This is a genomic window from Bifidobacterium sp. ESL1130 (assembly GCF_058507935.1).
Genome location: NZ_CP196379.1, coordinates 971,597 through 994,785, shown reverse-complemented (window position 1 = coordinate 994,785; position 23,189 = coordinate 971,597). Strand labels below are relative to the sequence as shown.

18 protein-coding genes, 1 tRNA gene, 1 pseudogene and 1 CRISPR repeat array are annotated in these 23,189 nt (G+C 56.3%); of the genes and pseudogenes, 1 reads left to right on the top strand and 19 read right to left on the bottom strand.

Translation table 11 applies throughout. From position 1 onward, the window contains the following. Positions 1-46 precede the first annotated feature (46 nt). The 17 genes and pseudogenes from ACSYSO_RS03815 to ACSYSO_RS03735 all read right to left on the bottom strand — a co-directional run bounded on the left by ACSYSO_RS03815 (position 47) and on the right by ACSYSO_RS03735 (position 18,626). Positions 47-994: a hypothetical protein gene (locus ACSYSO_RS03815; protein WP_491701517.1), complete on the bottom strand. Its 948-nt coding sequence runs from the start codon at positions 992-994 to the stop codon at positions 47-49. Positions 995-1,063: 69 nt separating this feature from the next. Further along, a complete protein-coding gene (locus tag ACSYSO_RS03810) occupies positions 1,064-1,396 on the bottom strand; it encodes a branched-chain amino acid transporter permease (protein ID WP_491701516.1) in 333 nt (110 codons plus the stop codon). Between the two features lie 159 nt (positions 1,397-1,555). Further along, positions 1,556-2,269 carry an AzlC family ABC transporter permease gene (locus tag ACSYSO_RS03805; RefSeq protein WP_491702034.1) on the bottom strand — a complete coding sequence of 238 codons (714 nt, stop codon included), beginning with the start codon at positions 2,267-2,269 and terminating at the stop codon, positions 1,556-1,558. Between the two features lie 271 nt (positions 2,270-2,540). Then, a tRNA-Asn gene (locus ACSYSO_RS03800) sits at positions 2,541-2,613 on the bottom strand. Between the two features lie 115 nt (positions 2,614-2,728). Next, a complete protein-coding gene (tsaD, locus tag ACSYSO_RS03795) occupies positions 2,729-3,772 on the bottom strand; it encodes a tRNA (adenosine(37)-N6)-threonylcarbamoyltransferase complex transferase subunit TsaD (RefSeq protein ID WP_491702033.1) in 1,044 nt (347 codons plus the stop codon). Positions 3,773-3,939: 167 nt separating this feature from the next. Next, positions 3,940-4,422, bottom strand: a pseudogene (gene rimI / locus ACSYSO_RS03790) (ribosomal protein S18-alanine N-acetyltransferase); the annotation flags it as partial. Beyond that, entirely contained in the window at positions 4,419-5,321 is a 903-nt protein-coding gene (gene tsaB, locus ACSYSO_RS03785; RefSeq protein ID WP_491702032.1) for a tRNA (adenosine(37)-N6)-threonylcarbamoyltransferase complex dimerization subunit type 1 TsaB, read from the bottom strand. The gene tsaB and the pseudogene rimI, both read right to left, overlap by 4 nt. Positions 5,322-5,406: 85 nt before the next feature. Further along, on the bottom strand, positions 5,407-6,051 hold the full coding sequence (gene tsaE / locus ACSYSO_RS03780) for a tRNA (adenosine(37)-N6)-threonylcarbamoyltransferase complex ATPase subunit type 1 TsaE (protein ID WP_489798526.1): 645 nt from the start codon (positions 6,049-6,051) through the stop codon (positions 5,407-5,409). Positions 6,052-6,056: 5 nt separating this feature from the next. Then, a complete protein-coding gene (gene holA / locus ACSYSO_RS03775) occupies positions 6,057-7,025 on the bottom strand; it encodes a DNA polymerase III subunit delta (protein WP_489798527.1) in 969 nt (322 codons plus the stop codon). Positions 7,026-7,054: 29 nt separating this feature from the next. Then, positions 7,055-9,076 (bottom strand): ComEC/Rec2 family competence protein, encoded by a 2,022-nt coding sequence (locus ACSYSO_RS03770; protein ID WP_491702031.1) that lies wholly within the window; start codon positions 9,074-9,076, stop codon positions 7,055-7,057. A gap of 2 nt (positions 9,077-9,078) precedes the next feature. Next, on the bottom strand, positions 9,079-10,002 hold the full coding sequence (locus ACSYSO_RS03765) for a ComEA family DNA-binding protein (protein WP_491702030.1): 924 nt from the start codon (positions 10,000-10,002) through the stop codon (positions 9,079-9,081). A 167-nt stretch (positions 10,003-10,169) separates the two neighbouring features. Further along, positions 10,170-13,136 carry a leucine--tRNA ligase gene (gene leuS / locus ACSYSO_RS03760; RefSeq protein WP_491702029.1) on the bottom strand — a complete coding sequence of 989 codons (2,967 nt, stop codon included), beginning with the start codon at positions 13,134-13,136 and terminating at the stop codon, positions 10,170-10,172. Between the two features lie 17 nt (positions 13,137-13,153). Continuing rightward, on the bottom strand, positions 13,154-14,035 hold the full coding sequence (locus ACSYSO_RS03755) for a transporter substrate-binding domain-containing protein (protein WP_491702028.1): 882 nt from the start codon (positions 14,033-14,035) through the stop codon (positions 13,154-13,156). Between the two features lie 131 nt (positions 14,036-14,166). After that, the gene (locus ACSYSO_RS03750) at positions 14,167-15,117 is read right to left on the bottom strand and encodes a magnesium transporter CorA family protein (protein ID WP_491702027.1); all 951 of its coding nucleotides are present in this window, start codon (positions 15,115-15,117) and stop codon (positions 14,167-14,169) included. A gap of 116 nt (positions 15,118-15,233) precedes the next feature. After that, positions 15,234-16,058, bottom strand: coding sequence for a histidine phosphatase family protein (locus ACSYSO_RS03745; protein ID WP_491702026.1), 825 nt, complete (start codon positions 16,056-16,058; stop codon positions 15,234-15,236). Positions 16,059-16,185: 127 nt separating this feature from the next. Continuing rightward, the gene (locus tag ACSYSO_RS03740) at positions 16,186-17,079 is read right to left on the bottom strand and encodes a YdcF family protein (RefSeq protein WP_491702025.1); all 894 of its coding nucleotides are present in this window, start codon (positions 17,077-17,079) and stop codon (positions 16,186-16,188) included. A gap of 113 nt (positions 17,080-17,192) precedes the next feature. Next, positions 17,193-18,626, bottom strand: coding sequence for a class C sortase (locus ACSYSO_RS03735; RefSeq protein ID WP_491702024.1), 1,434 nt, complete (start codon positions 18,624-18,626; stop codon positions 17,193-17,195). A gap of 696 nt (positions 18,627-19,322) precedes the next feature. On the opposite strand from ACSYSO_RS03735, the gene ACSYSO_RS03730 reads away from it, so the two are divergent. Further along, on the top strand, positions 19,323-19,553 hold the full coding sequence (locus ACSYSO_RS03730; protein WP_489798444.1) for a hypothetical protein: 231 nt from the start codon (positions 19,323-19,325) through the stop codon (positions 19,551-19,553). A gap of 591 nt (positions 19,554-20,144) precedes the next feature. Further along, a CRISPR array of direct repeats spans positions 20,145-21,467; the repeat unit is 31 nt; unit sequence ATTTCAATCCACACCCCCGTGAGGGGGTGAC. Positions 21,468-21,742: 275 nt separating this feature from the next. Here ACSYSO_RS03730 and cas2 read toward each other — a convergent pair. Both cas2 and cas1c read right to left on the bottom strand, forming a co-directional pair. Then, positions 21,743-22,030 (bottom strand): CRISPR-associated endonuclease Cas2, encoded by a 288-nt coding sequence (cas2, locus tag ACSYSO_RS03725; protein WP_491702055.1) that lies wholly within the window; start codon positions 22,028-22,030, stop codon positions 21,743-21,745. Between the two features lie 127 nt (positions 22,031-22,157). Next, positions 22,158-23,189, bottom strand: coding sequence for a type I-C CRISPR-associated endonuclease Cas1c (cas1c, locus tag ACSYSO_RS03720; RefSeq protein ID WP_491702023.1), 1,032 nt, complete (start codon positions 23,187-23,189; stop codon positions 22,158-22,160).

Genomic DNA, 23,189 nt, shown 5'->3' with positions numbered 1-23,189 from the left:
GTTCACATCATCTTTCGAACTACATGCCATACCTATGCAACGTCTCCTAGTCCAATTCACGTTTCCGAGTTGCATACTGAATTAGGCAGATAACGTCAGCGAATAGTAGACTCATCACCCATGTTAATCTAAGAGTACCTGATATGAGTTGTATAAAAACTCGTGCTAAATCATCTGATTGAACAAATAACTTGATAAAAAGAGTACTAACTTCCCAAATATAAAATACTCCGACAAAACATACAGCAGCTATTCCTCCACGAACCCCCGCGTGCTGCCCTATTTTTGAACTATTCACTAGCATGCTAAAACTCTCGCGTAATTGGCAATAAGCTCCTGACACAAGTTCATAATTGCTTGATTGTTGCTGTACCCTGAGAAATTCAGGCTTAATATACTTATTGTAGCCAACCTTGATAAGCCTACTTCTCCAGATATATACATTCAGCATTCGAAAACTTGAACCTATTCCAATCAGCACAACAGGAAGTAAAAGCACCGATAGAGTCGATACAATTCTTTCCGACGAAAGTTCTCTCTCCAAATACTCCACCGGAAATTTTCCTGAAAATGTGAGCAGGATATACCCCAGAAGCATAAGAGACTTTACGAAGATAACAATCAAACTAGGAATTTCAAACAGCCATTGAAACAGCCGATCCCTAAATTGAAAGCCTCCTGTGAGCTTAAATCCTTCGCTTTCTTTCGAATTTTTAATAGAAACACGCTCCTTTACATATCGTGCAAAATGCTTACGCAACAATAAAAGCGCATATTCGTTCTCTGCATCCCGTTTCTCGCCCTCTACAATATTTGACACTTTCCCAGATGCACTGGGAATAACAGAGTTCAAGTCTGCAATCAGACTACGCTCCTGATTATGATTTTTGTACGCGATGCCGGCGCCAATCGCAGAAAGGACTGCGGTGATTGCAGTGACTACACCGGAAGCTGTCTGAATACACTGTAAAACAAGTCCCCACATCTCGTTCACGAAACCCCATCTCAAAATTGTGACACTACCCAGCACATATCCTATCAAGTATCATATTCTTTCCCCTCCTCACACCACCGCCAACAGCACCATGTACACTGCCGTACCGCCGGCGATTGAGACGAGCATGTTGCGCTTCCACAGGTGCAGCCCTGCGGTCACGGCGATGCCGATCAGCTCGGGCAGACCATGCGTACCGGAGAGGAAGTCGACGTTGCGCAGGCAGTAGACGACCAGCATCGCAAAAACAGCGGCAGGGAGGGCACGGCCTAGGTAGGTGACGTACGAGGGCACAGGTTTCTTGCCGCCGAACAGCAGGAACGGCAGGAAACGCGTTGCCATCGTGCCTAGTGCGCATAGGGCGATCGTAATGATTTGTTGTGCTACAGTCATGCCGAACATCCTTTCCAATGTTGCTCGATCTGATGTTGCTTAGTCCGATTCTGATCAATCCGGTGTTGCTCAATCCGATACTGTTTAATCCGGTGTTGCTCGATGCCGCTCAAGCCATCGCCCGTCTTCTTGCCGCCTTTATCATCCGCTCGCACTGCTTCTCCCCCATCAATCCAACCATCCCTTCTGCTCCATCGGAGCCCTCAGCACGGTGAAGACCACCAGCAGACCGACCAATATCGGCAGCATGAACGAGTCCGCGCCGAACGCCGCCAGGCATGCAATCGAGACAACCCCACCGATGAAGGCGCTGGCGTGATGTTTGTCGGTTTGCCATTGATTGATGAAAATCACGGTGAACAGAGCCGTCATAACGAACGAAAGCCCTCGAATCTGGACGTGCAGCATGCCGCCTACCAGACCGCCGATGGCGGCACCGGAAACCCAATACACTTGATTGAGCAGCGTGACGAAGAACATAAACCAACGGCGGTCTATGCCTTTGGGTGGGTCCGTGGTGTAGAGAATCGAGAAGGTTTCGTCGCACATGCCAAAGATAAGGTACGGTTTCATCCATCCGGTTCCGGAGAATTTCTTAAGCATGGAAATACCGTAGAACAGGTGCCGTGCCTGCACGATGAACGCCACGATAAGCGCGGTGAGCGGGTCAAATGCCAGAGGCAGCATGTCGGCCACCACAAATTCTAGGGAGCCTCCGAAAATAACAGCAGCCATCACTGTGGGATATACCCATGAAAATCCCAATGAATGCATATATACACCGTAGGTGATTCCCAAAAACCAGAACCCAGCAAAAATGGGTACGGTGTACGGGAACGCCGCCTTGAACGCCATCAGCACATGCTTGTCATCGTTTTTCATAGCCACCGCAGAATTCGTCCGTCTCGTTTACACCGTCTACTCTATTCGCCGGTTCAGAAGTATTGCAGGTTTGCCGCAAGCCGGAACGATATCGTCTATGAGAGCTAAAGCAACACGTTCAGTTCCTATAGATCTGGATTCTAAAACACCGCGTTCAGTTCCTATAGCTCCAAATCTAACTGAGATTGCACGATCGTGTCCAATCCTGTCTGGGATAAAGAAACGGCGGAAATCCGAAAGGCTTAAACCTTGGATTTCCGCCGTTTATCGGCTCCCGCAGCTGGGCTTGAACCAGCGACATTCTGATTAACAGTCAGACGCTCTGCCAACTGAGCTATGCGGGAATGTCCTGCTGTGCGTTGTTATCACCACCGCACAAGACATAGATACTACATGACTTCACTCCAAATGCCAACTCTGGCGTGTCGCACCAAGCCTAACGTTCATCGAACCATTCACTCAGACGCTCACTACGTTCATCGGCATCGCCGAATCAATGGAAAAATCAGGATTGGACGGCTTCACCCCGGCCTCCACCAGGTTCGAGCCGAGCATGGCCACCATCGCACCATTGTCGGTGCACAGCTTGAGTTCCGGAATACGCACCTGCACCCCATGCCGCTCCCCTTCTTCGAGCAGTTTTGCGCGCAGCTGCGAATTCGCCGAGAACCCTCCGCCAACAATCAGCGTGTTCGAACCGTACTCTTCGCACCCTTTCATCGCCTTGCTAGCCAGAACGCTGGCCACCGAGTCGGCAAGGGATGCGCACACGTCATCCACCGGCACATCCAGCCCCTGGTCTCGTCGTCCCTCAACCCAGCGAGCCACTGCGGTCTTGACGCCCGAGAAACTGAAATCATACGGGTGCTCCTTACCGGAACGCCCTTGGGTGAGCCCTTGCGGCACCTTGAGCGCGTGCGGGTCGCCAAGCCGGGCATGCCGGTCGATGTGAGGGCCGCCCGGGTAGGGGAAGCCCAGCAGGCGCGCCACTTTGTCGAAGCACTCCCCTGCGGCGTCGTCAAGCGTGGTGCCGACCACGTCCACGTGCCGAGCCACGTCCTGCACATGCAGCAGCGAGGTGTGACCGCCTGAAACGATGAGGGCTAACGTGTCCGGCGGGAAAGAACCGAACTGAAGCTGGGTGACTGCAATGTGCCCGATGACGTGGTTGACGCCGTAAATCGGCTTGTTGGCAGCCCAGGCGAGCGCCTTGGCGCCCGAAACTCCCACCGCCAGGCATCCAGCCAGCCCAGGGCCTGCGGAGACCGCTATGGCGTCGATATCGCTGAGTTCCATATTGGCGTCGGCGAGCGCTTTGGATACTACCGGCACGAAGGCTTCCGCGTGGGCTCGTGAGGCGATTTCCGGAATCACCCCGCCGTATCTGGCGTGTTCTTCCATGGATGAGGCGACTTGGTTGGAGAGCAGCGTGCGGCCTTGTACAACGGCGGCTGCGGTTTCATCGCAGGTGGATTCGATGCCCAGTACGATTGGTTCACTCATCGTGTTGTTCTGCTTTCTCGTTGTTTCGGTTCGGTGGTGTTGTCACCGTTAGCGGGCTCTGTCATGTCGGTGGCAGGAGTGCTTTCAGTAAGGCCGCCCGCGGTGTCTTGTATTGGTTTCGTATGATTGTCTGCCGATTGCCCCAGCGGTGTGGCGTGCGCGGGCTGTGCAGCCGTTGCTGAAGCGAAACCGGCGATGTGCGGCTGTAGATCGAGACTCATGGTGTAGGCGTCGATGCCTTGCGGCTGGTAGTACCGTTTGCGCAGGCCAAGCGTGCGGAATCCGAACTTTTGGTACAGGCCGATGGCGGAATTGTTGTCGACACGCACTTCGAGCAGCATGCGTCGCGCGCCTTGCCGCTGTGCGTCTTCTATGAGGTGACTCATCAGCCGGGATGCAACACCCTGCCGTTGCGCGGACTGTTTGACTCCTATGGTCATGATCTCCGCATCGTCGCCGTCATACCAGAAGCCGGCATATCCGCGCAGTTCGCTCCCGTCCACATCGAACAGATACGTTCGTGCAGGTGCGCTCAGCTCTTGTGCCACGGCGGTTTCGCTCCATGCTCCAATGCCGAACAGCTCACTCTCCAGCCGCGCCATTTCGCGTTCCACCCAGGTGCGTTCCAACGATTCGAGAGGAGTGATCATTGCTCACCTCTGGTGGCGCCGTCGTGGTGCAGTACGTGTTTGAGCGGGTTTGGTACGGAAACATCGGGACGGCGCAGATAGAGCGGTTCCACGGCTTGCGCATCGTCATTATCGTTGTTCTGTCCTCGGTCATGTTGTGCGCAGCGTGCGACGAGTTCCAGACCGTCCGCCCCCAGGTCAAACACCGAGTGGTCCACAACGGTTCCCAAAGCGTTCATGCCTTCCCAAGCAGAAGCGTAAGAGCCGGTGCCATGGCCGGCAATATCCACCACCACTGCTGTTCCCAACTGTTCGGAGAGTGCCTTCACACGTTCGTTGACCCGTTGAACGATGGCATCCGGGTAGTCGATGTCCATATCCATCAGTGTGACGGGAGCCGCAAGTGGCCGTGATTCGGACATCAGAGCGTGTTGGGTTTGGGCTGCATCTGCATCTGCATCACCGTAGAGGGCGAAGTACAGTTGCTTGCGTCTCGCATCGTTCACCGCCAACGTCACATGAACCGGTGCGTCAGGCAGGTTCCGCTCGTTGATTGCGCTGGCGTGCAGCTCCGTGAGTGCATTGTGCTTCGCAGCAAATTCGGCATCGATACATGCCAGTTGCAGCATCAGCGCTTGTGGCGCGAGCGCATCCTGCCCTATCAATGCCGCTCCTGTGGCATAGGCCAGTGCTTTGGCGGTGACCAGTCCGGCACGCAGACCGGTGAACGGGGCCGGGCCCACACCCACGATGATGGCATCGATGTCGGCCGATGTCAGGCCGGCCTGGCTGACTGCCATGCCGATGTTGGCTTGCAATCGTTCGACGTGCGTGCGCGAATCGGTTTGCACTACCGGCTCATACCCTACTATGCCCACTGTCGAGCCGTACGACGTATCGATCACGAGTGTGTGTGCCAATGTCTCCTCCATCCCCCATGCGCCATATCTCTTGAACGCATGCTCCTGTTACTGTATCGCCGTCTTCGAACCGTTATGCTTAAGGTTACGCCTGCAATGTATGCTGTTCTTCCATACGCCGCATCCAACGATCGCCGACCGGTCGCATCTCCACCACTCTGGTGCCGTCACTGGTCAGCGCTTCTTCAGAGGACTCTTGTGGACGCACCGTTGCGGGACGTTCGATATGCACCTCGAGGCGTTCGGGTGCGAGCGCCGAGACCATCTGCTCCCCCCATTCCATGAGGATGACGGTGTGTTCGTCCGGGTCTTCGAGCGTTTCATCCAATCCGAGAGATTCAAGCTCGTCGAGCAAGCGGTCGGCGGTGTCTTGCCCCGGAGCGTAATCGTTGCCGCCGAGACGGTAGGCGTCGACATGCACGAGATGTGCGGGATCGCCGTTGGGGAACGTTCCGTTTAGCTCCCTTGCAATAGTGAACGTGGGCGAGACGATTGGTTCTGCAATACCCAATCCTGCTCCGAACCCTTGCGCCAAGGTGGTTTTCCCTGCACCGAGCGGACCGGAGAGCAGGAGTACGTCACCGCCGCGTACCTGGTGTGCCAGACGTCTCCCTAACGCGTGCATGGATTCGCGTGTGGGCACTTGCACACGCACCTTCCCCTGTTCATATGCCGCTGATAGTGATTGTTCTGCCTCGTCGGCAGCGGTGCCTGCTGCTTCTATTTCCATGCCGTTCATGCTACGCGTCCTTTCCTGCCCATCAGGCCGATGGTGCGTTCCAAGGCAAATACCGGGTCTCCGCCGTTGGTTTTGCTGGCTTCGTCGGCTTGTGCCAGCGATTGGATGCAGGCCGACAATCCTGCCGAGGTCCACCCACTGAGCTGGCGTGAGGCATTGCGCAGCATCCATGGCGCCATGCCTGCCTGACCTTGTGAGATACTGCCGTTCTTTACCGCTGCGGCTTTTGCCAAGGTGCGCAGTTTCATGGCGAGCGCTCCCACGAGCGCCACCGGTTCGATGCCTTGCTCGATGGCTGCACGCATGGAGACGATGGCACCTGCTGTATTGCCGGCGATCGCCGCGTCAGCTACGGCAAATCCGGTGACTTCCGGATTGGCGTCAAGGTATTGGTTGACCCGGTCAATGCCGATGGGATCGTCGTCGAAATCAAAGCATAGCTGGTCGCACATGGCCGCAAGTTCGCCCGTACGTTCTCCCAGCACCGCCACGAGCTGCTGGGCGGCTGCCGGATCCACACGCCGGTTGCGCCTCTCGAACTGTGCGAGCACAAAGTTGAGTTTGGCATCGGCGCGTTTAAGATCGGGAATCTGCTCTTTCTTAGCTCCGGCTTTGACAAGGCGATCAATATGCTTGCGCCCTTTGGGCCCGCCGTCGTGACGCATGATGAGCACAGTGCCTTCATCGTCACCTGCAGTGCAGTAGGAGACCATGGCGTCGACGAGTTCGACGCTCGCTTCCTGCATATGCTGGACAATCACGATGGAGCTGGAACTCAACAGCGAGGGACTCACCGCCTCGTCGAAATCGTAGGGTCCGGCTTGGCTAGCATCCAATTCCATGACTTCCGCTTCGGGATGTGCACGGCATGCGGCATCCTGCAGGTCGCGCACGGCCTGGTGAGCCAAGTAGTCGTCACCGCCCACTATGAGGGTGCATCTCGTAAGGGTAAGTCGTTGAGCCATACTACTCAATCTCGCCGCATCGGTGGACATCATGACACCCATCCTCTCTGTTCAAGCATGACGCGCGTCTGCACGCACCAACCTCTCAGTTTTTCAACCGCTCCTATATGCAGCCGCTCACCGGTATCCCAAACTTCGTCGCTCAGTACAGATGTCGGAACCGTACCGTCCCTCGCCGTACTCATCACCGGTGTCCTGCCGCTGTCCGTTTTGATCATACCGGCAGGCGGGTCGAACGGTTCCCAAGCGGATTCGCCTACCAGCGGCAGGTTCGCAGTTTTCTTTCGCTGCATCACGGCACGGCACATAGCAGCACACTTGATGCACACGTTCCACCACAGCACCACCGCACATTCCAAAGCCAGCACCAGCAATGCTCCACGGCCTCCCTCCGGCCACGGGACGACCGCCATCTGTGAAGCCCCTACCGTATCCGCACACCATTGCATGACCGCCGTACCGCAGCTCGACACCCATGCCAGAGCGAACCCCAACGGCATGCAGCACCATGCACAAGCCAAGGAAGCCAACCCCGTCATTGTGGCGAAATCAACGAATGGGGCGACAATCAGGTTCGCCACTACCGAAAGCAACGGCACCTGAGGCGTCATCATGACCTGCACCGGCAAGGAAAAACATTGCGCCGCCACCGTGGTGGCGCTCGCTTCTGCCAGCACGGCAGGCATGATGTTCCCAAGATGACGCGCCAGCGGCTGCCCGAGCATCGAGATGCCCAATACCGACGCGCAGGAAAGCGCGAAACCGAAACTACGCGCCATGGGAGGGTCAGCGAAAAGCACCGCGATGACCGTCAATCCCAATGCGCTCACCGTTTGCGAACGTCGCCCCACCGCCGTGGCCAATGCTTCCACCAACCCCATGATCAAGGCTCGCCGTACAGAATCCGAGGGATACACCATCATTGCCAACATGCCGTACGCACATGCGCAGCACAACGCCACCAGCACCCGGGGCAACAACAGGCGCGCACACCAGCGGCGCACCAATCCCAGCACCAGAGCAAAATGACCTCCCGAAACAGCCATGAGATGCATGATGCCCGAACTTTTGAAATGCTCTTCCAGCATCGCCGCGAACGTAGCATTCACCGACTCACCATGTTTGTCGTCCGTCCGGCCGATGAAGTCCTGCCCCAGCACACCGATGGTGAGCCCCGGCACCAGCACCCGGCCTTGCGGGGAAAGCCCGGATGACGCTTCGCTGAAAGCCTGTTGCATCGCGTTGATTCCTCTGCGCCACAAGGGAGCTTCACGTATCACGTGCACTGCTGCAGTGTCGTCGGCACGTATCCATATGGGTTCGGCACCATATTGTGCCCGTTGCAGCGAACCGGAAACCGCCACACGTTCTCCCCAGCTCACTGTTGTGCACGCATCACCGCTCATATAGAGTGTGGCCGGCATAGCACTGTTGGACTGCACGCCGTCATCCACCTGCTCCAGCCTGGTCTTTGCCTGACAGTCCGCCTGCCGTGATTTGGAAGCGACCACAGGTGCTTCGACGCGCGCCACCACCCGCATGCTCCCACTGCCCGCGTCCTGCGCATCGGCTGCGATGATGGCAGGATCGCGCTCACGGACCGTGGTGTCAAGCGCCACCGCAAGCACACCGCTTCCATTGGAGAACATCAGGACCAAAACCCAGAGCGCAGCACGCAATCGGCCGTGCTGCATAAACGCCGCTGCTGGCCGCCGTTGCACGGTACGCATGACAGACCGGCAGTGGCGCCAAGGCCGAATATGACGTAGGAGCGCCTGCTTGCATGCGACTGACTGCCCACCCGCATACATGCAGTATGCCAATACCAAACCGGTCACCAGTGCGGCCAATATCACCGGTGCGAGCCATGTCGGTACTCCGTCTCCTGTTTGGCTGCCCACTGCCGCGCGTACACCGTCGTGTGGATGCAGCCGTTCATGCATCTCATATGCGGCGAGCATGGAACCCCATACGCTTCCGGCGACGATAAGCATGCGCCAGTCACGACTCCCCTGTTCCCTGGCGTTGTATCCATCTATGCTCACGCTCATGGCTAGACCGTCACTTGTGAGCGAAGCTTATCGAATATTTTTGGCCCGATCCCAGTCACTGATTTCAGCTGATCGACGCTAGAGAAGCGCCCGATGGTGGCTCGGTAGTCGATGATGCGCTGTGCCATGACCGGCCCTACGCCGTTGAGACGCTGCAATTGGCCGACATCTGCGTTGTTGAGGTTCACCAGCCCCGATGCCTCACGTGCAGCACCTGTCGGCGGTGCTCCGGTATGCGCGGATTCGGAGCCTGCTGCCGCAGGCGAGTTTGCGGCAGCCCCGGGTGCGGCGTCACCAGGTGCAGCATGTTCCCCAGCATTCCCGCCATGCGCACCACTGGTAGTTGATTGGTCAGCCGCATCCCTTCTTCCAGCAGAAGAGCCTGATGAGGTGCCGTGACGTTGTTGACCGGACGCTTCTCTCCCCACCGCGGCAGTGCCGGGAACCGACTGTTTGGCATAGTTAACCGTTTGTTGCACAAGCATGGTCAAACTGGCACATAACGCCACGGTAAGCAGTAGAACCGCCACCACGGCGTGCAACGGCGTCAGCGAAAGCCGAGGCAGAGAGCGCGCCGGCCCTTCCCTGTCCGATAAGGCCCGCGTCTGCTGACGCGTATCGGCATCACGCAGTCTGCACATCGTAGCGTCTTCGGAGCTGACTCCGGCAAGCTCACTGAGGCTCGCACCTGTGCGATGCCGGGAAACATCCTTCTTCTCTCCTACCGCAATCGCAATGCCAGACGCATGCCGTCGTTCGTGTGTACCTCCGGAGTGCACCTGCCGTGGGCGCACACCATTCGCATCGAGTCTGCGGTTCGGAGGGTTGAGTCGTCGTAGTCTTGGTTGCCGCACGCTTGCAGATGCAGTGCCTCGCAACGCACCCAGCCTGCTGTTTGCCTGTATTGTCCTGCTGTATTCTGTCATGCTCTCATCATGCACGTTCAACGCTGATAATCTGCATGCCAATGGGTGCATGTGGACGAATACTCAGCCGATAATACAAGAACGCGGCGTGTTGACCAATATAACAAGTCAACACACCGCGCTTTGTCTAGCACGCCGGCACACCGGCACGTACCGGCAGGTGTCCGCTATTCCGCGGGGACGATCGAGACGATCTTCGGTGCTTTTACAATAACCTTGCGTGGCTTCTTGCCACCCAGACGAGCCTCAACGGCATCGAGCGCCATGGCCTCGAGTTCGTCCGCACTGATGTCGGGGCTAACCTCCAGCTTGGCACGCACCTTGCCTTTGATCTGCACCACGGCCGTCACGGATTCTTGCCCCACATACCTGCTATCTGCCTGCGGCCAAGGCTCGTAGGTCAGGGACTCGTCGTGCCCCAAGCGGTTCCACAGTTCCTCGCAGATATGCGGGGCAATGGGAGCGAGCATGAGGATCAGCGGTTCCACCGCGGCACGCGGCACCGATGGAAGCGATGTCAGATGGTTGTTGAGCACGATGAGCTTGGCGATGGTGGTGTTGGGGCGCATGCCTTCCATCTCGACCGTCACGTCGGCGATGGTGTTGTTGAGCAGCTTGAGCGTCTTGATGTCAGGCGCTTCTTCGCTGACCACCGTTTCGCCGGTCGTCTCGTCTACCACATTGCGCCACAGCCTTTGCAGGAAGCGCATGCCGCCCACCACATTGCGGTCGTTCCACGGGCGTGATTCGTCGAGCGGCCCCATGCTCATCTCGTACAGGCGGAACGTGTCGGCTCCGTAGCTCTCGTACATGTCATCGGGGGTGATGATGTTCTTCAGGCTCTTGCCCATCTTGCCGAACTCGCGGTTCGCCTTCTCCCCGTTCCAGGTGAATGTCGGCTCTCCGGAAGCGTCTGCCGCGCCTTCTTCTACCTCTGCGGCCGGCACATACTGGCCACGCTCGTCGGTGTACGCATACGCTTGAATCATGCCTTGGTTGAAGAGCTTGTGGAACGGTTCCGGGCCGGAGACATAGCCCAGGTCGAACAGTACCTTGTGCCAGAACCGGGAGTACAGCAGGTGCAGCACCGCATGTTCCACACCGCCCACATACAGATCCACGCCGCCGGCCTTGCCTGCGGTGGCATTGTGTTCGGGGCCCATCCAGTAGTCGTATTCGGCGCTGTCTACCATGTGCTCTGTGTTGTTGGGATCCAGGTAGCGCATGTAGTACCAGCATGACCCGGCCCAGTTGGGCATGGTATTGGTGTCCCGGTAGTACGTCTTGGGGCCGTCACCCAAGTCAAGCGTCACCTTCACCCAGTCCTCGTTGCGACTCAGCGGTGCCTCGGGGTTCGACTCTGCGTCTTCGGGGTCGAAGGTCTTGGGGCTGTAGTCCGGTACGTCGGGCAGGTCGATGGGCAGCATGGAATCCGGCAGCAGGTGCGGTACACCGTCCTCATCGTAGACGATCGGGAACGGTTCGCCCCAGTAGCGTTGCCGGGAGAAGAGCCAGTCACGCAGCCGGTAGCTCACGGTGCCTTTGCCCACTCCGGACTGTTCCAGCCATGCGGTGACCCGATCGATGGCCTCGCTCACGTTCAGCCCGTTGAGGTCGAGCGGTTCGCCGCCCACGTGGGCTGATTCGGTCGCGGAATTGACAATCACACCGGTTTTGGAAACGTATGGAGCCTGACCCTCATAGTTTGACAGGTCGTCGTCACTGCCCGGCAGAGGGGCAACGGTGTACAGCACAGGAAGACCGAACTTGACCGCGAAATCGTAGTCGCGCTGATCCCCTCCCGGCACGGCCATGATGGCACCGGTGCCATAGTCCATAAGCACGTAGTCCGCAGTGAAAATCGGCAGCTTGGCGCCAGTAATCGGGTTGGTGGCATACAAGCCGGTAAAAAGGCCGGTCTTCTCCCCCGCCGCGTCCACGCGATCTTGGGCGGTCTTGGCTTCTGCGGCCAGACGGTAGGCATGCACCGCGTCGCGCGGGTTGGCATACCCTCCCTTCCAACTCTGTGGGACATCGTCCGGCCAAGCCTGCGGCACGTCCGCCAGCAATGCGTGTTCGGGGGAAACGACGGCAAACGTGGTGCCGAAGAGGGTGTCTGGACGGGTGGTGTACACCTCCAGGTCACGCTCTCCGTTCGCTGTGGCCACTTGGAAATGCACTGTGGCACCGTGCGATTCGCCGATCCAGTTGCGTTGCATCGTCTTGACCTTCTGCGGCCAGTCGATGATGTCAAGGTCTTCGACGAGCCGGTGGCCATAAGCGGTGATGCGCATGGACCACTGGCGCAGCTCACGCTGGAACACCGGGAAATTGCCGCGCTCAGAACGTCCCTCGGCGGTCACTTCCTCGTTGGCCAGCACTGTGCCCAATCCCGGGCACCAGTTCACCGGCGACTTGGATATGTAAGCCAACCTGAAGTCGTTGAGTACATCGGACTGTTCGGCGGCGCTCAGCGCACCCCATGCACGTCCCTCAAAGCCTGGGATTGCACGCTCTCCTGTCTCGAACTGGGCGATAAGATCCGAGATGGGACGCGCGGCACCGGTACCGCCGTCAGCACGTTGGTAATCAGGGTCATACCAAGCGTCGTATATACGGGAGAATATCCACTGCGTCCAGCGTACGTACTGCGGGTCGATGGTGGCAAAGGTGCGGCGGTCATCAAAGCTCAACCCCATACGGTGCAATTGGCGACGCATATTCTTGATGTTGGCCTCGGTGGTAACCCGAGGGTGCTGGCCGGTCTGCACCGCATACTGTTCTGCGGGCAAGCCAAAGGCGTCGTAGCCCATGGCGTGCAGCACGTTCTCACCCTTCATGCGGTGATAGCGGCTGACCACATCGGTGGCCAGGTAGCCGAGCGGATGGCCTACGTGAAGCCCCTTGCCGGAGGGGTATGGGAACATGTCCATGGCAAAATAGGGAGTGCGGCCTTCGGCGTTGCGCCCCTTGGCATCTTTCAGGTCACCTTCGGCGTTCGCCGCCCAGAATGTACCTTGCTCATCCCACGTTTTCTGCCACTTCAGCTCAATGTCCTGTGCCATGGAGGCATCGTAGCGAAATGCCGGCGCCGACGGCTCGGCCGTATGCTCATTCTTCTCGTTGTCGCTCATAACCGAATTATCGCCATTCAGCTGGACAGTGAGACGACCCCCGAAGCCTTCACCGGAACAACCGGCGGGTTGAGCTGTGCCTGTGCCCGATAGCCGATTTGCTGTTCCAATCGATCAACGGCACGCTTCCACGAGCCGTCCTTGACCATGTCGTTGAGAATGCTGTTGACTTTGTCCGAAAGCTGATCGGTGCCACTAGGAGTCCAGATGCCTCTGACGCTGGTACCGGCAGTCTCTTTGAGCATGGACGCATGCCCGTTGCTGGAGCTCGCCAACCCTTGCAGCACAGCCCCGTCTCCCGCCACCGCATCTGCATCACCAGACAGCAGAGCGGTGAGACACTGTCCATATCCTTGTCTGCGTTGCATCACAGGACCGTTCACGGCTTGGCTGACCGCTGTCTCAACGCCTCCGCCCAAGACCACGCAAATGCGTTTGCCGTCCAGACCGTGCTCGCCCCCCAGCGCCTGGCGCGCGGCGGAGTCCACCAGGAAACCTTGCTTGCTGGTGAACATGGATCCGGCGAACTTGGCTACATCGTTGCCGGAGCGGGGCACGACGTTCTCCTCGGGCAACTCTGAAATAAGCATATCCGCCTTCGCCTGCGCCAACGCGCTGACACGATTGGCCATATCGACCGAGGTGAAGATAATCTGACGGTTGGCATAGCCCAATTTTTGCGCGACATATCGTGCCACGTCGATATCAAACCCGTCGTATTCTCCCTCATGAATGCGTGAGAAACCGGGTTCGTCACGAGCTACGGCGATGGAGATAGTGGGGCCTCCCACCAACGGATCCGCACCAGAACCGGCATCGGCGCCACTGCATGCTCCAGCGGAACACACCAGCGTCAAACTGGCCAATAGCCCGGCTATCTTACGGACACTGTCACGCATATTTGCGACTCCTACCTCATACTCATTCGGTCGCTGGTCTCGTGCACCATGGCCACACAACCAACCCTATACTCTATATATTCACTTGTACATGCAGATATATGCAAACTGTGGCTCATCGCCACACACCGTCACTTAAACAGCCTGGAGCGCAGCAGCCACCAGAGCACAGCCACACACACCACTATGGAGAACACTACAACAATGAGGAAACCATAAGGCGAATCAGAGAACGGCATACCCAGCATGCCTTCCTGGAAGTTCATCCCATACATAGAGAAAATCAGCGTGGGCACCGACAGAGTAATCGAAATAATAGTGAATATACGCATCACATTATTTAAATTGTTCGACACAATCGATGCCGAAGCATCAGTCATGTTCGCCAACACGCCACTGTAGATGTTAGCCATCTCAATAGCCTGTTTGTTCTCGGTGATCACGTCCCCCAACAAATCCTCATCCTCTTGGTAGCGCTTGATATGCGGCAGAGCGTCGAGCTTCTCCATCACAATCTCATTCGACTTGAGACTCGTGGTGAAATACACCAACGTCTTGCTCAACTCAAGCAGCATAAGAATCTCACGATTCTGCATCGAGTGACGCAACTTGAGTTCCAAGTTGTCGGACTTGCGATCAATGATGCGCAAGTAACGCAAGTACATGGTGGCGTTACGGTAAAGAATCTGCAGAATGAAACGATACTTCATATACGTGTTGAACCCGCGAATCGTCCCCTCCATGAAGGGATGCAACACCGGCGTATCCTGCATGCACACCGTGATGATCAGGTCGCCGCTGACGATAATGGACAACGGGATGGTCTCATAATGGTCACGTCCATCACGTTCCTCAACCGTGGGGATATCGACGATAACCATGGTGTAGTTGTCTTCCGTATCCACACGGGAACGTTCCTCATCATCCAGAGGCGCCCGCAGATCAGCCAAATCCACGCCGGTCTGTTGGCTTACCGAGGTGAGTTCCACATCGCTCGGGTCACTCAGGCACAACCATGATCCGCTTTCAGGCTTGTCTAACTGCTCAACTTGGCCTTTGATCGTATTGAAAATTCTCAGCATGGTCACACCTACCCTTCACACTCAGCCGGCCGCACCGGCACACCTTCGACTCAACGCCTCACCTTAGCCCGCAGCTGCAACAACACGCGCGACACCGCACAATCGCTTTCGCATTTTCAGAACAGCAGCGGCGTGGCAGCGGGCATGTGCGGGTTGCGCAACTCGTCAGGCCCATTATCCCAATCCGTCAACGTCGCGATATTCGGCCCCAAGTTGAACTGGGACAAACGCCAAGAGAGGGCGCCAGAGACACGCCTCACCTCGAGACTGGACCAGAATGCATTCTTAATGGTTCCTAAAGCGTCCGCCTCGGGGTCAAGTCCCAGCAACGTCTCCACCGTAGCCGCGATGAATGATCCATGACTGACAGCCACCAGCGTGGTATGCGTCTCGCTGGATTCTTCAGCAGCGACCATGTCCTGCAAAGTCCTGGCACCGCGCTCGCCTACGTGAGAGCGTGATTCCACGCCATACGCCTGTTCTCCGCCTTGCCCCTGCTTCCATGAGGCATAGGCTTGAGCGTCCATCTCACGAATCTCATCGCGCGTTTTGCCTTCCCACTGCCCAAAATCGCGCTCGCGCAGCCTCGGATCAAGTTCAACAGGCAACCCTAGGATATCTGCGAATGCGTGCGCCGTCTGTGCTGCTCGGAACAAATCAGACGACACCACTTTGACGGCGCGCCTGGCCGCCGGCGCTTCATCGTATTCCTGGATGTCGCTGCGCTTGGCGGCGTTCGGACCAGGTTGAGGCAGCAAATCGGGGTGCCGGGCAATATTCGCCACTTTGGCACCGTAATACCTACGCGCCAATTCGAGGCCGCTCTGATCGGCCTGCCACTGACCTACAATATCCAACGGCACATCGACCTGACCTTGCAAACGATGCACGAGATTATACGACGTTCTGCCATGCCTGAGCAATACCACTTCATCAATCATCGTCGGTTGTTCTCCTTACCTGTTCTCTCACCGCGCCTGCGCAGCTCACATACCGTCAGCTGCACGCCGCCGTTTCTCTTGTACGAACATACATAACACATGCATATTTCATTATGACAGCCGACACCTACCAGGCGACAAGCAACAGCACCACAGCCCAGCACACCCACAATACGGCAATGGCAACATACGGCCAGAAATGCGCTTTGGTAATCGCCACGAACTCTCGAATAAAAGCCGTCGGCCAGTAATATCCCTTGGTGTGACTGCCCACACCGTCAGCGGTAAGGCCGATTTGCCGAGCATACTCACAAGCTCGAAACACGTGGTAGTCGCTGGTCACCAGCGCCGCACGATACCCCGATCCACGCTCATCCATGATTCGTTTGGAATTGCACAGATTCTCCATCGTCGTGGTGGACTGGTCTTCCATGAGGATATGGTCTTCGTCCACGCCGCGCTCATGATGCAGGTAACGTTTCATAGCCTCGGCCTCGCTGATCTCCTCGTCACTCCCCTGCCCGCCGGAAACCACAAACAGGGCTTTCCTTCCCTGCTTGTCCCATAGAGCGAAAGCCTTGTCTATGCGCCCTTTGAGCAGCGGGGTGGGCTGGGTACCGCTCAGACCTGCACCATGGATGACGATATAGTCATACCTTCGTTTGCGAGGCAACATACGGTACAGCGAGGAATACCCCAGCAGCGCGGCGAATGAAAAGAAGAACCATAGGCTTTCCGCCACCACCAGAAACGCGATGTTTTTCAACCATAAAGCCGAGCCGGAACGAATGGCATAAGGCACCAACACCAATTCAGCAGCTAGCAAGACCGCCAATAACGCGGGCAGCAACGTTGAGAGCGAGAACCCTTCACGCCGCACCACGACGACAGCGTTCAATGACAGGAAAACCACTACTGCCACAGGGACAAACACTATCAGCAACGCCAGGGGGACGATGGCTTGCACTGCACCGAACCGCAGCAACAGCGCGCTGGAGAGAGACAATACGAACATTGCCATCCAGATAGCGTTGCGGAAGCGCCGGGGCTCGCGCAAAGAGGATACGACGAAGAGCAGCGCAAATACGATACTGGGGCCGTAGAGTGCCGCCTCAAGCCACCAGTCAACCATCGCTACCGTGCCTGTCCCTGCGCCATCGAATCAAGCTGCGCCACTCCAGCCTGACTACGAGCCACTGTCTTCTTGGAATGACGAGGTGCCGCTCCCTGAGCGTGCGCACCCTCGACCGATCGAGGCTTGGCCGCACGCGACCCCCAGCCGCGCTTGGGCGGCGAGTGACGGCCACGTCCCTTACGGCGAATCGGATCGCGCACCGGAGCATCGACAAAGTCACGCCGGCCGAAGCGCAACGTCGGCACACCACTGGAGGAATGGCGGACCACCATCAACGCATAGCGCCGTATCTTGGCCCAAATCAGACCAGGGACCAGCAAGGCCGCCGCTGTGATCAACGATGCAATAGTGGGGTCGCCCTTAGCGGAATCCGGGTTGGGAATGGGATCGGGGATGGCCTGACGTGTGCCGGTAATAATCAGACGCTGCGTGTTCACACCGTACGGGGTACACGTCATCAACGTCACCAAATCTCGACCGGGCACCACTTTGTACAGATGCGTGTCTTCAGGATCGATGACATGGATGCTTTCCACACGGTAGCCCAAGGTTCGTCCCAAGGTTTGCACGTAGAAAATATCACCCTTTTTCAACTCATCGAGACGTGTGAACAGCATGGCGTTCGGCAGACCTCGGTGACCGCTCAACACCGCGTTCGTCGACGCACCGCCTACCGGCAAGCTCGTACCATACAAATGACCGGCACCTGATTCCAATACCTCGTCGGAGGTGCCATGGTAAATCGGCATGCGTACGGAAATCTTAGGGATACGGATGATGCCCATCACACCGTACCCGTCGTTGAGCAGCGACTGATACTCCTGGTCGCGCTCCGATTGCGGCTTCTTGCCGTCACCGCCACCGCCGAACGGGTCGGTGAACTCACCGAGCGTGGCCTGACCGGACTGAGCGATGCGCTGGTTATACGCCTGCGCACGCTGATACTCCTCGGCAATCTTGCCTTGCGGCCACTTGGCCATACGACTTTGCGCCGCGTCAACGGCCGCTTGTTCCTCGCGCGCATGAATGCTCTGCACGAGAGGAATCCACAGCAATGAGGCCGCAGCCGCCAGCAGACACAGCACGATGAGAATCTGAATGAAGATGCCCATGCGCTTACTGCGAATGGCCGCCATGTCACGACCTTGATAGATGAGACTATCGAAAGGCGCGTTGAGCAGCGGCAGATCGACTATTTCTTCACGTTTGCGCTTACGACGACGCTTGCGCTTCGTTTTGCTTGACACCGGAGCAGCAGCATTGACTCGTTCAGCGGGAAATTCTGAGGCATACAGTGCGTTTTGTGGCACTGCGGCGGATGACTGAACAGCCGGTTCTGCACTTGCGTTGGCTGCGGCATTGATGGTGGCGGTATTGCTATGCCGCTGAGACGAAACCCGTCTTTTGGCATGAGTACCGTGCTTATTCGCCAACTATCGCTCCTGCCTCCGGACGCGGGTACCACCAGCGTTCCTCTTCCGCTGTACTCACATCAGTGAGCGGCACTCAACACATACCGTTCCATCATACGACGAGGCATGAAAATTAACTTGCACGGTAGGTGCTGCGCCCTTGGGCAGCCGGAAACCTCCGGCCAGGAATGCATCTTGCAGTTCTCAGTAAGGCAGCATAATCAATGGGTTGCTCGCAGAGCCAGCATGGCGCGAACTTACGCGGTCTTTCGTCAACGATCGTTTTCTTCTGCTCCTGGAGCACTCTGATCAATACGCGCTTCGTCAACACGGCTACCAAATACAAGAAGATTTCTAAAGATTTCCTCATTTCGCATGCGATACTATAAGAACCAAGTTATTATAGTATTATTAACAAAAAGGAGGAAACAAGGATAACATTTGGAACGCAATCAGCGCCATCAGCCCGGCAATAGCTGCGATAACGGGAGTCATCGCACTGTTCAAAAAGCGGAAATAGCTGAAAACTAGTGGGGTTCCGGTTAGAACTAGGAACCGGAACCCCACCAGTTCCAAGTGTACTCATGGAAAACATTATGAACAACTTCGACATTTACGGATGGGTGGCAATCGCATGCGGTGCATGCAGTCTGGCATTATCGTTCCGGACTCCGATACCGGCAGGATTGTTCGGACTGGCAGCAGGTCGTAAGCATCATGACTGAGCAATACCTCTCCTACACGCAGGTCGCCCAACGTCTCGGCATCACCACAGGCGCATTGGGCGGCCTGCACTTACCCACCCCTGACGTGCTCGTTGGCAGCACTCGTGGTTGGAAAAGCGAGACCATCGACGAATGGAACGCCAACCGTCCCGGCCGAGGCGTCGGCGGCGGCAGACCACGCAAAACACCATCAGTCACCACGCAAAAGAAACCACACAAATAAATTCACCACTGCGAGCGTCTGCCGGAACGCGCAGGAGAAAGACTCAGTCGCTCGCAAAGTATACGAATGTCTTCGGTATCTATAAGCTCCGGGGATGATGCTCCCGGGGCTTACAATTAAGACGTTGGATGCTGTCACGGTTGAGAACCGGCGTGCAAATCGCTGCCATATTGAGTTACGCTGCGTGCAGCTGTTCAGCCGACCATCTATTGATCACAGCGTTTCTGCTGATGACGCTGGCAATGGGGTTATCTGCGCTGCTCAGGTATGCGTCTCTTCGTTACCCCGTGAGGGGCGCCCCTGATCGAGGTACGCGGACGGCGGGTGCCGGTATTTCAATCCACAACCCCCGCGAGGGGGTGACCAGCCGGCATTTGGTGGGCCCGGACTATCGGAGGATTTCAATCCACACCCGCGTGAGAGGATGACTGGAGCTGACGGTCGATGAGATAGGCCCGTCCCTATTTCAATCCACACCCCCGTAGGGGGGTGACCTGGGCTATACCGTCACTTACTACACGCAACAATATTTCAATCCACACCCCGTAAGGGGGTGACCATAGTAGGTTTCGCCCACATACGCGTTCAACTGATTTCAATCCACACCCCCGTGAGGGGGTGACTCCACCAGGCCGCCGTATCGTCCGGCCTGTATTTATTTCAATCCACACCCCCGTGAGGGGGTGACGGCAGCCGACCGCGTGACAGTGGATGACGGTTATGATTTCAATCCACACCCCCGTGAGGGGGGTGACAACTCGCTCCGGTCTGCCACCGGCTCATATCTCATTTCAATCCACACCCCCGTGAGGGGGTGACGGGTGGCTGAGGCTCGTGAGGTGTGCGATGGATATTTCAATCCACACCCCCGTGAGGGGGTGACTACGGACTCGAAATGTTCGAACCAAAACAACCGATTTCAATCCACACCCCCGTGAGGGGGTGACCATGGTTGGTTTCCTCGTCGATGATGTTCTGGAAATTTCAATCCACACCCCCGTGAGGGGGTGACATACCAGTCTGGAGGATAGAGCATGGCGCAGGTATTTCAATCCACACCCCCGTGAGGGGGTGACGACACTACTGAATCCGACAACCATAGAACCCTAATTTCAATCCACACCCCCGTGAGGGGGTGACCCGTGCGCCTCACGGGCACTCTTGACATGATTCATTTCAATCCACACCCCCGTGAGGGGGTGACAGCCACGAACTTGGACAACCCATCATCGGATGTATTTCAATCCACACCCCCGTGAGGGGGTGACTACTCCTGTCCCATAGTGCACTGCATTACTTTTATTTCAATCCACACCCCCGTGAGGGGGTGACTTCTATGTCCATGTGGTCGATGGTTAACTGCGAATTTCAATCCACACCCCCGTGAGGGGGTGACTCCATAACAACCCCTGACTTTCCATGTTCTAACCATTTCAATCCACACCCCCGTGAGGGGGTGACTTCGATGACATCCCCAAAACCAAAGGTTTGAGAATTTCAATCCACACCCCCGTGAGGGGGTGACGTCTCATACCTTCACCTTCGATTCATTCATGCCATTTCAATCCACACCCCCGTGAGGGGGTGACCGCTCACATAAGGCAGTTTGTTGTAGCGCTTTTCATTTCAATCCACACCCCCGTGAGGGGGTGACGATAGTGTTTTATGTGATTTGTACATCATTTACATATTTCAATCCACACCCCCGTGAGGGGGTGACGCCATGGAGAGGCAGGAGCAAAGCGGGTCAAGATTTCAATCCACACCCCCGTGAGGGGGTGACCGGGGTACATATCCACTCGCCTAGTGGTACCTGATATTTCAATCCACACCCCCGTGAGGGGGTGACGTTCGGCGACGTTGAGCGCTGAAAATACCGATTCATTTCAATCCACACCCCCGTGAGGGGGTGACTGCAAAAATGAGACATTACTTCTCACCATGCGAGATACAGTCTATCAGAATCCTTATTCATCCAACCCCATCCAGACAAATCTTGTCTCTCTATTCAATTATCAACGCATCCTGAGAAAGTCACCATGCTTCTCATGCCCAGTATATAGGAAAACCACGTCTCTACTTCCATCACAATAGCGGTTCCTCACACCAGCAAAGGTGCGAACCCACCACACTTTACTGAGCACTTCACCTTCACACAACACACAACACCATATGGACGAAATAAACAATCACAACATCATAATCCCGTCATCTGGCAGGTGCCTCTCGACACCTACGGCCTCAATCCGGTTCGAATACTTGGCGCCCAAATTGTAAAACCGAAGACTATCCAATCCGAGGTCCGCTATCCTCTCTAAACAGTCCTTGAGCACCGCATAATCAGCCGGAGTCACCACACACTCAAAAACACTGTTCTGAACCCGCTGACCATATCTCATGCATGTTTTCGCCACATTGCGTAAACGCCTCCGACCTGAAGACGTTTCCGTATTGACATCATAAACAACAACTACCATCATGTGCATCAACCTCGACCATCATGTGCCAAACAGGCAACGCTTCCCACAAGCAGGCAGACGACTCTCGTTATCCTCTATGCTGCGCAGAAAGTTCGCCCATTGATATTTCCCGATATATTCTGCCTTATTTCCACAACAGCGGCGGGTATCCATCCAAATCTCCGCGCAACGTCCTTGCCAAAAGCAACGCCTGCACGTACGGCACCAACCCCCACGGCAACTTTTCCTGCAGGTACGGGTGAGTAATCTCTTCCGATTTCCGTTTCTGCCACGCTGCAAGCACCGTCTTACGCCCCTTCTCGTTAAGCAGCACACCGCCATTCTCATGCTTCTCAAAATCAGTGGGTTTGACGACACCGTTATTAATCAGCGTCAGCACAAACCTATCTGCCAGAACCGGCCGGAACTCCTCCACCAAATCCAGCGCAAGCGATGCTCTTCCCAGTCTGTCCGTATGCATAAAACCAACATAAGGATCCAGCCCTACACCCTGCAACGCCGCAGCACAATCATTGGTCAGCAAAGTGTATACGAATGAAAGCAACGCATTAAGATTGTCCAACGGAGGTCTGCGGCTGCGCGCCTCATAGTAGAAATCATCCTTATGCTTCAGTATCAAATCATCAAAAGCGTAGAAATAATCTTTCGCCGCATTACCTTCAACACCTCTCAGTTCATCAATATTCTTCGCAGCGCCTATCGAGTCAACGGCACTATGCAGCAGCATGCTTTGTTTCGACAGCCTCTCAACATTCACACGCAAAGAATGATCACGTTTCGTACGTTCCAACACCCAGCGACAGTTAAAGACCTTGCCCAAAATGAAAGCCTTCGCTATGGGCAAGCTCCTGCTGCCATCATCGGCAATGCGGAACTGTTCCCTCCGCAACAGCACATTACGGTTTTGCTCACCAAGAACAGAACCGTAATACCGCCCTCGTGGAGAAAAGAACGAAAGTGCAACATTGAACTCCACACATTTTCCCATCAAAGAAGGGGAGGCACCTTTATAACTAAAACACAGAATCTGCTCTATCGAACGGAGTGGAACCGCAGCCAGCTTCTTGTCACCGACCTGCACTACAACATTGTCGTTCTTGGTCGAAAGATAAGCGTCCTCAGTGGTGACAAACAAGGTATTCAAAAATCGTCGCAT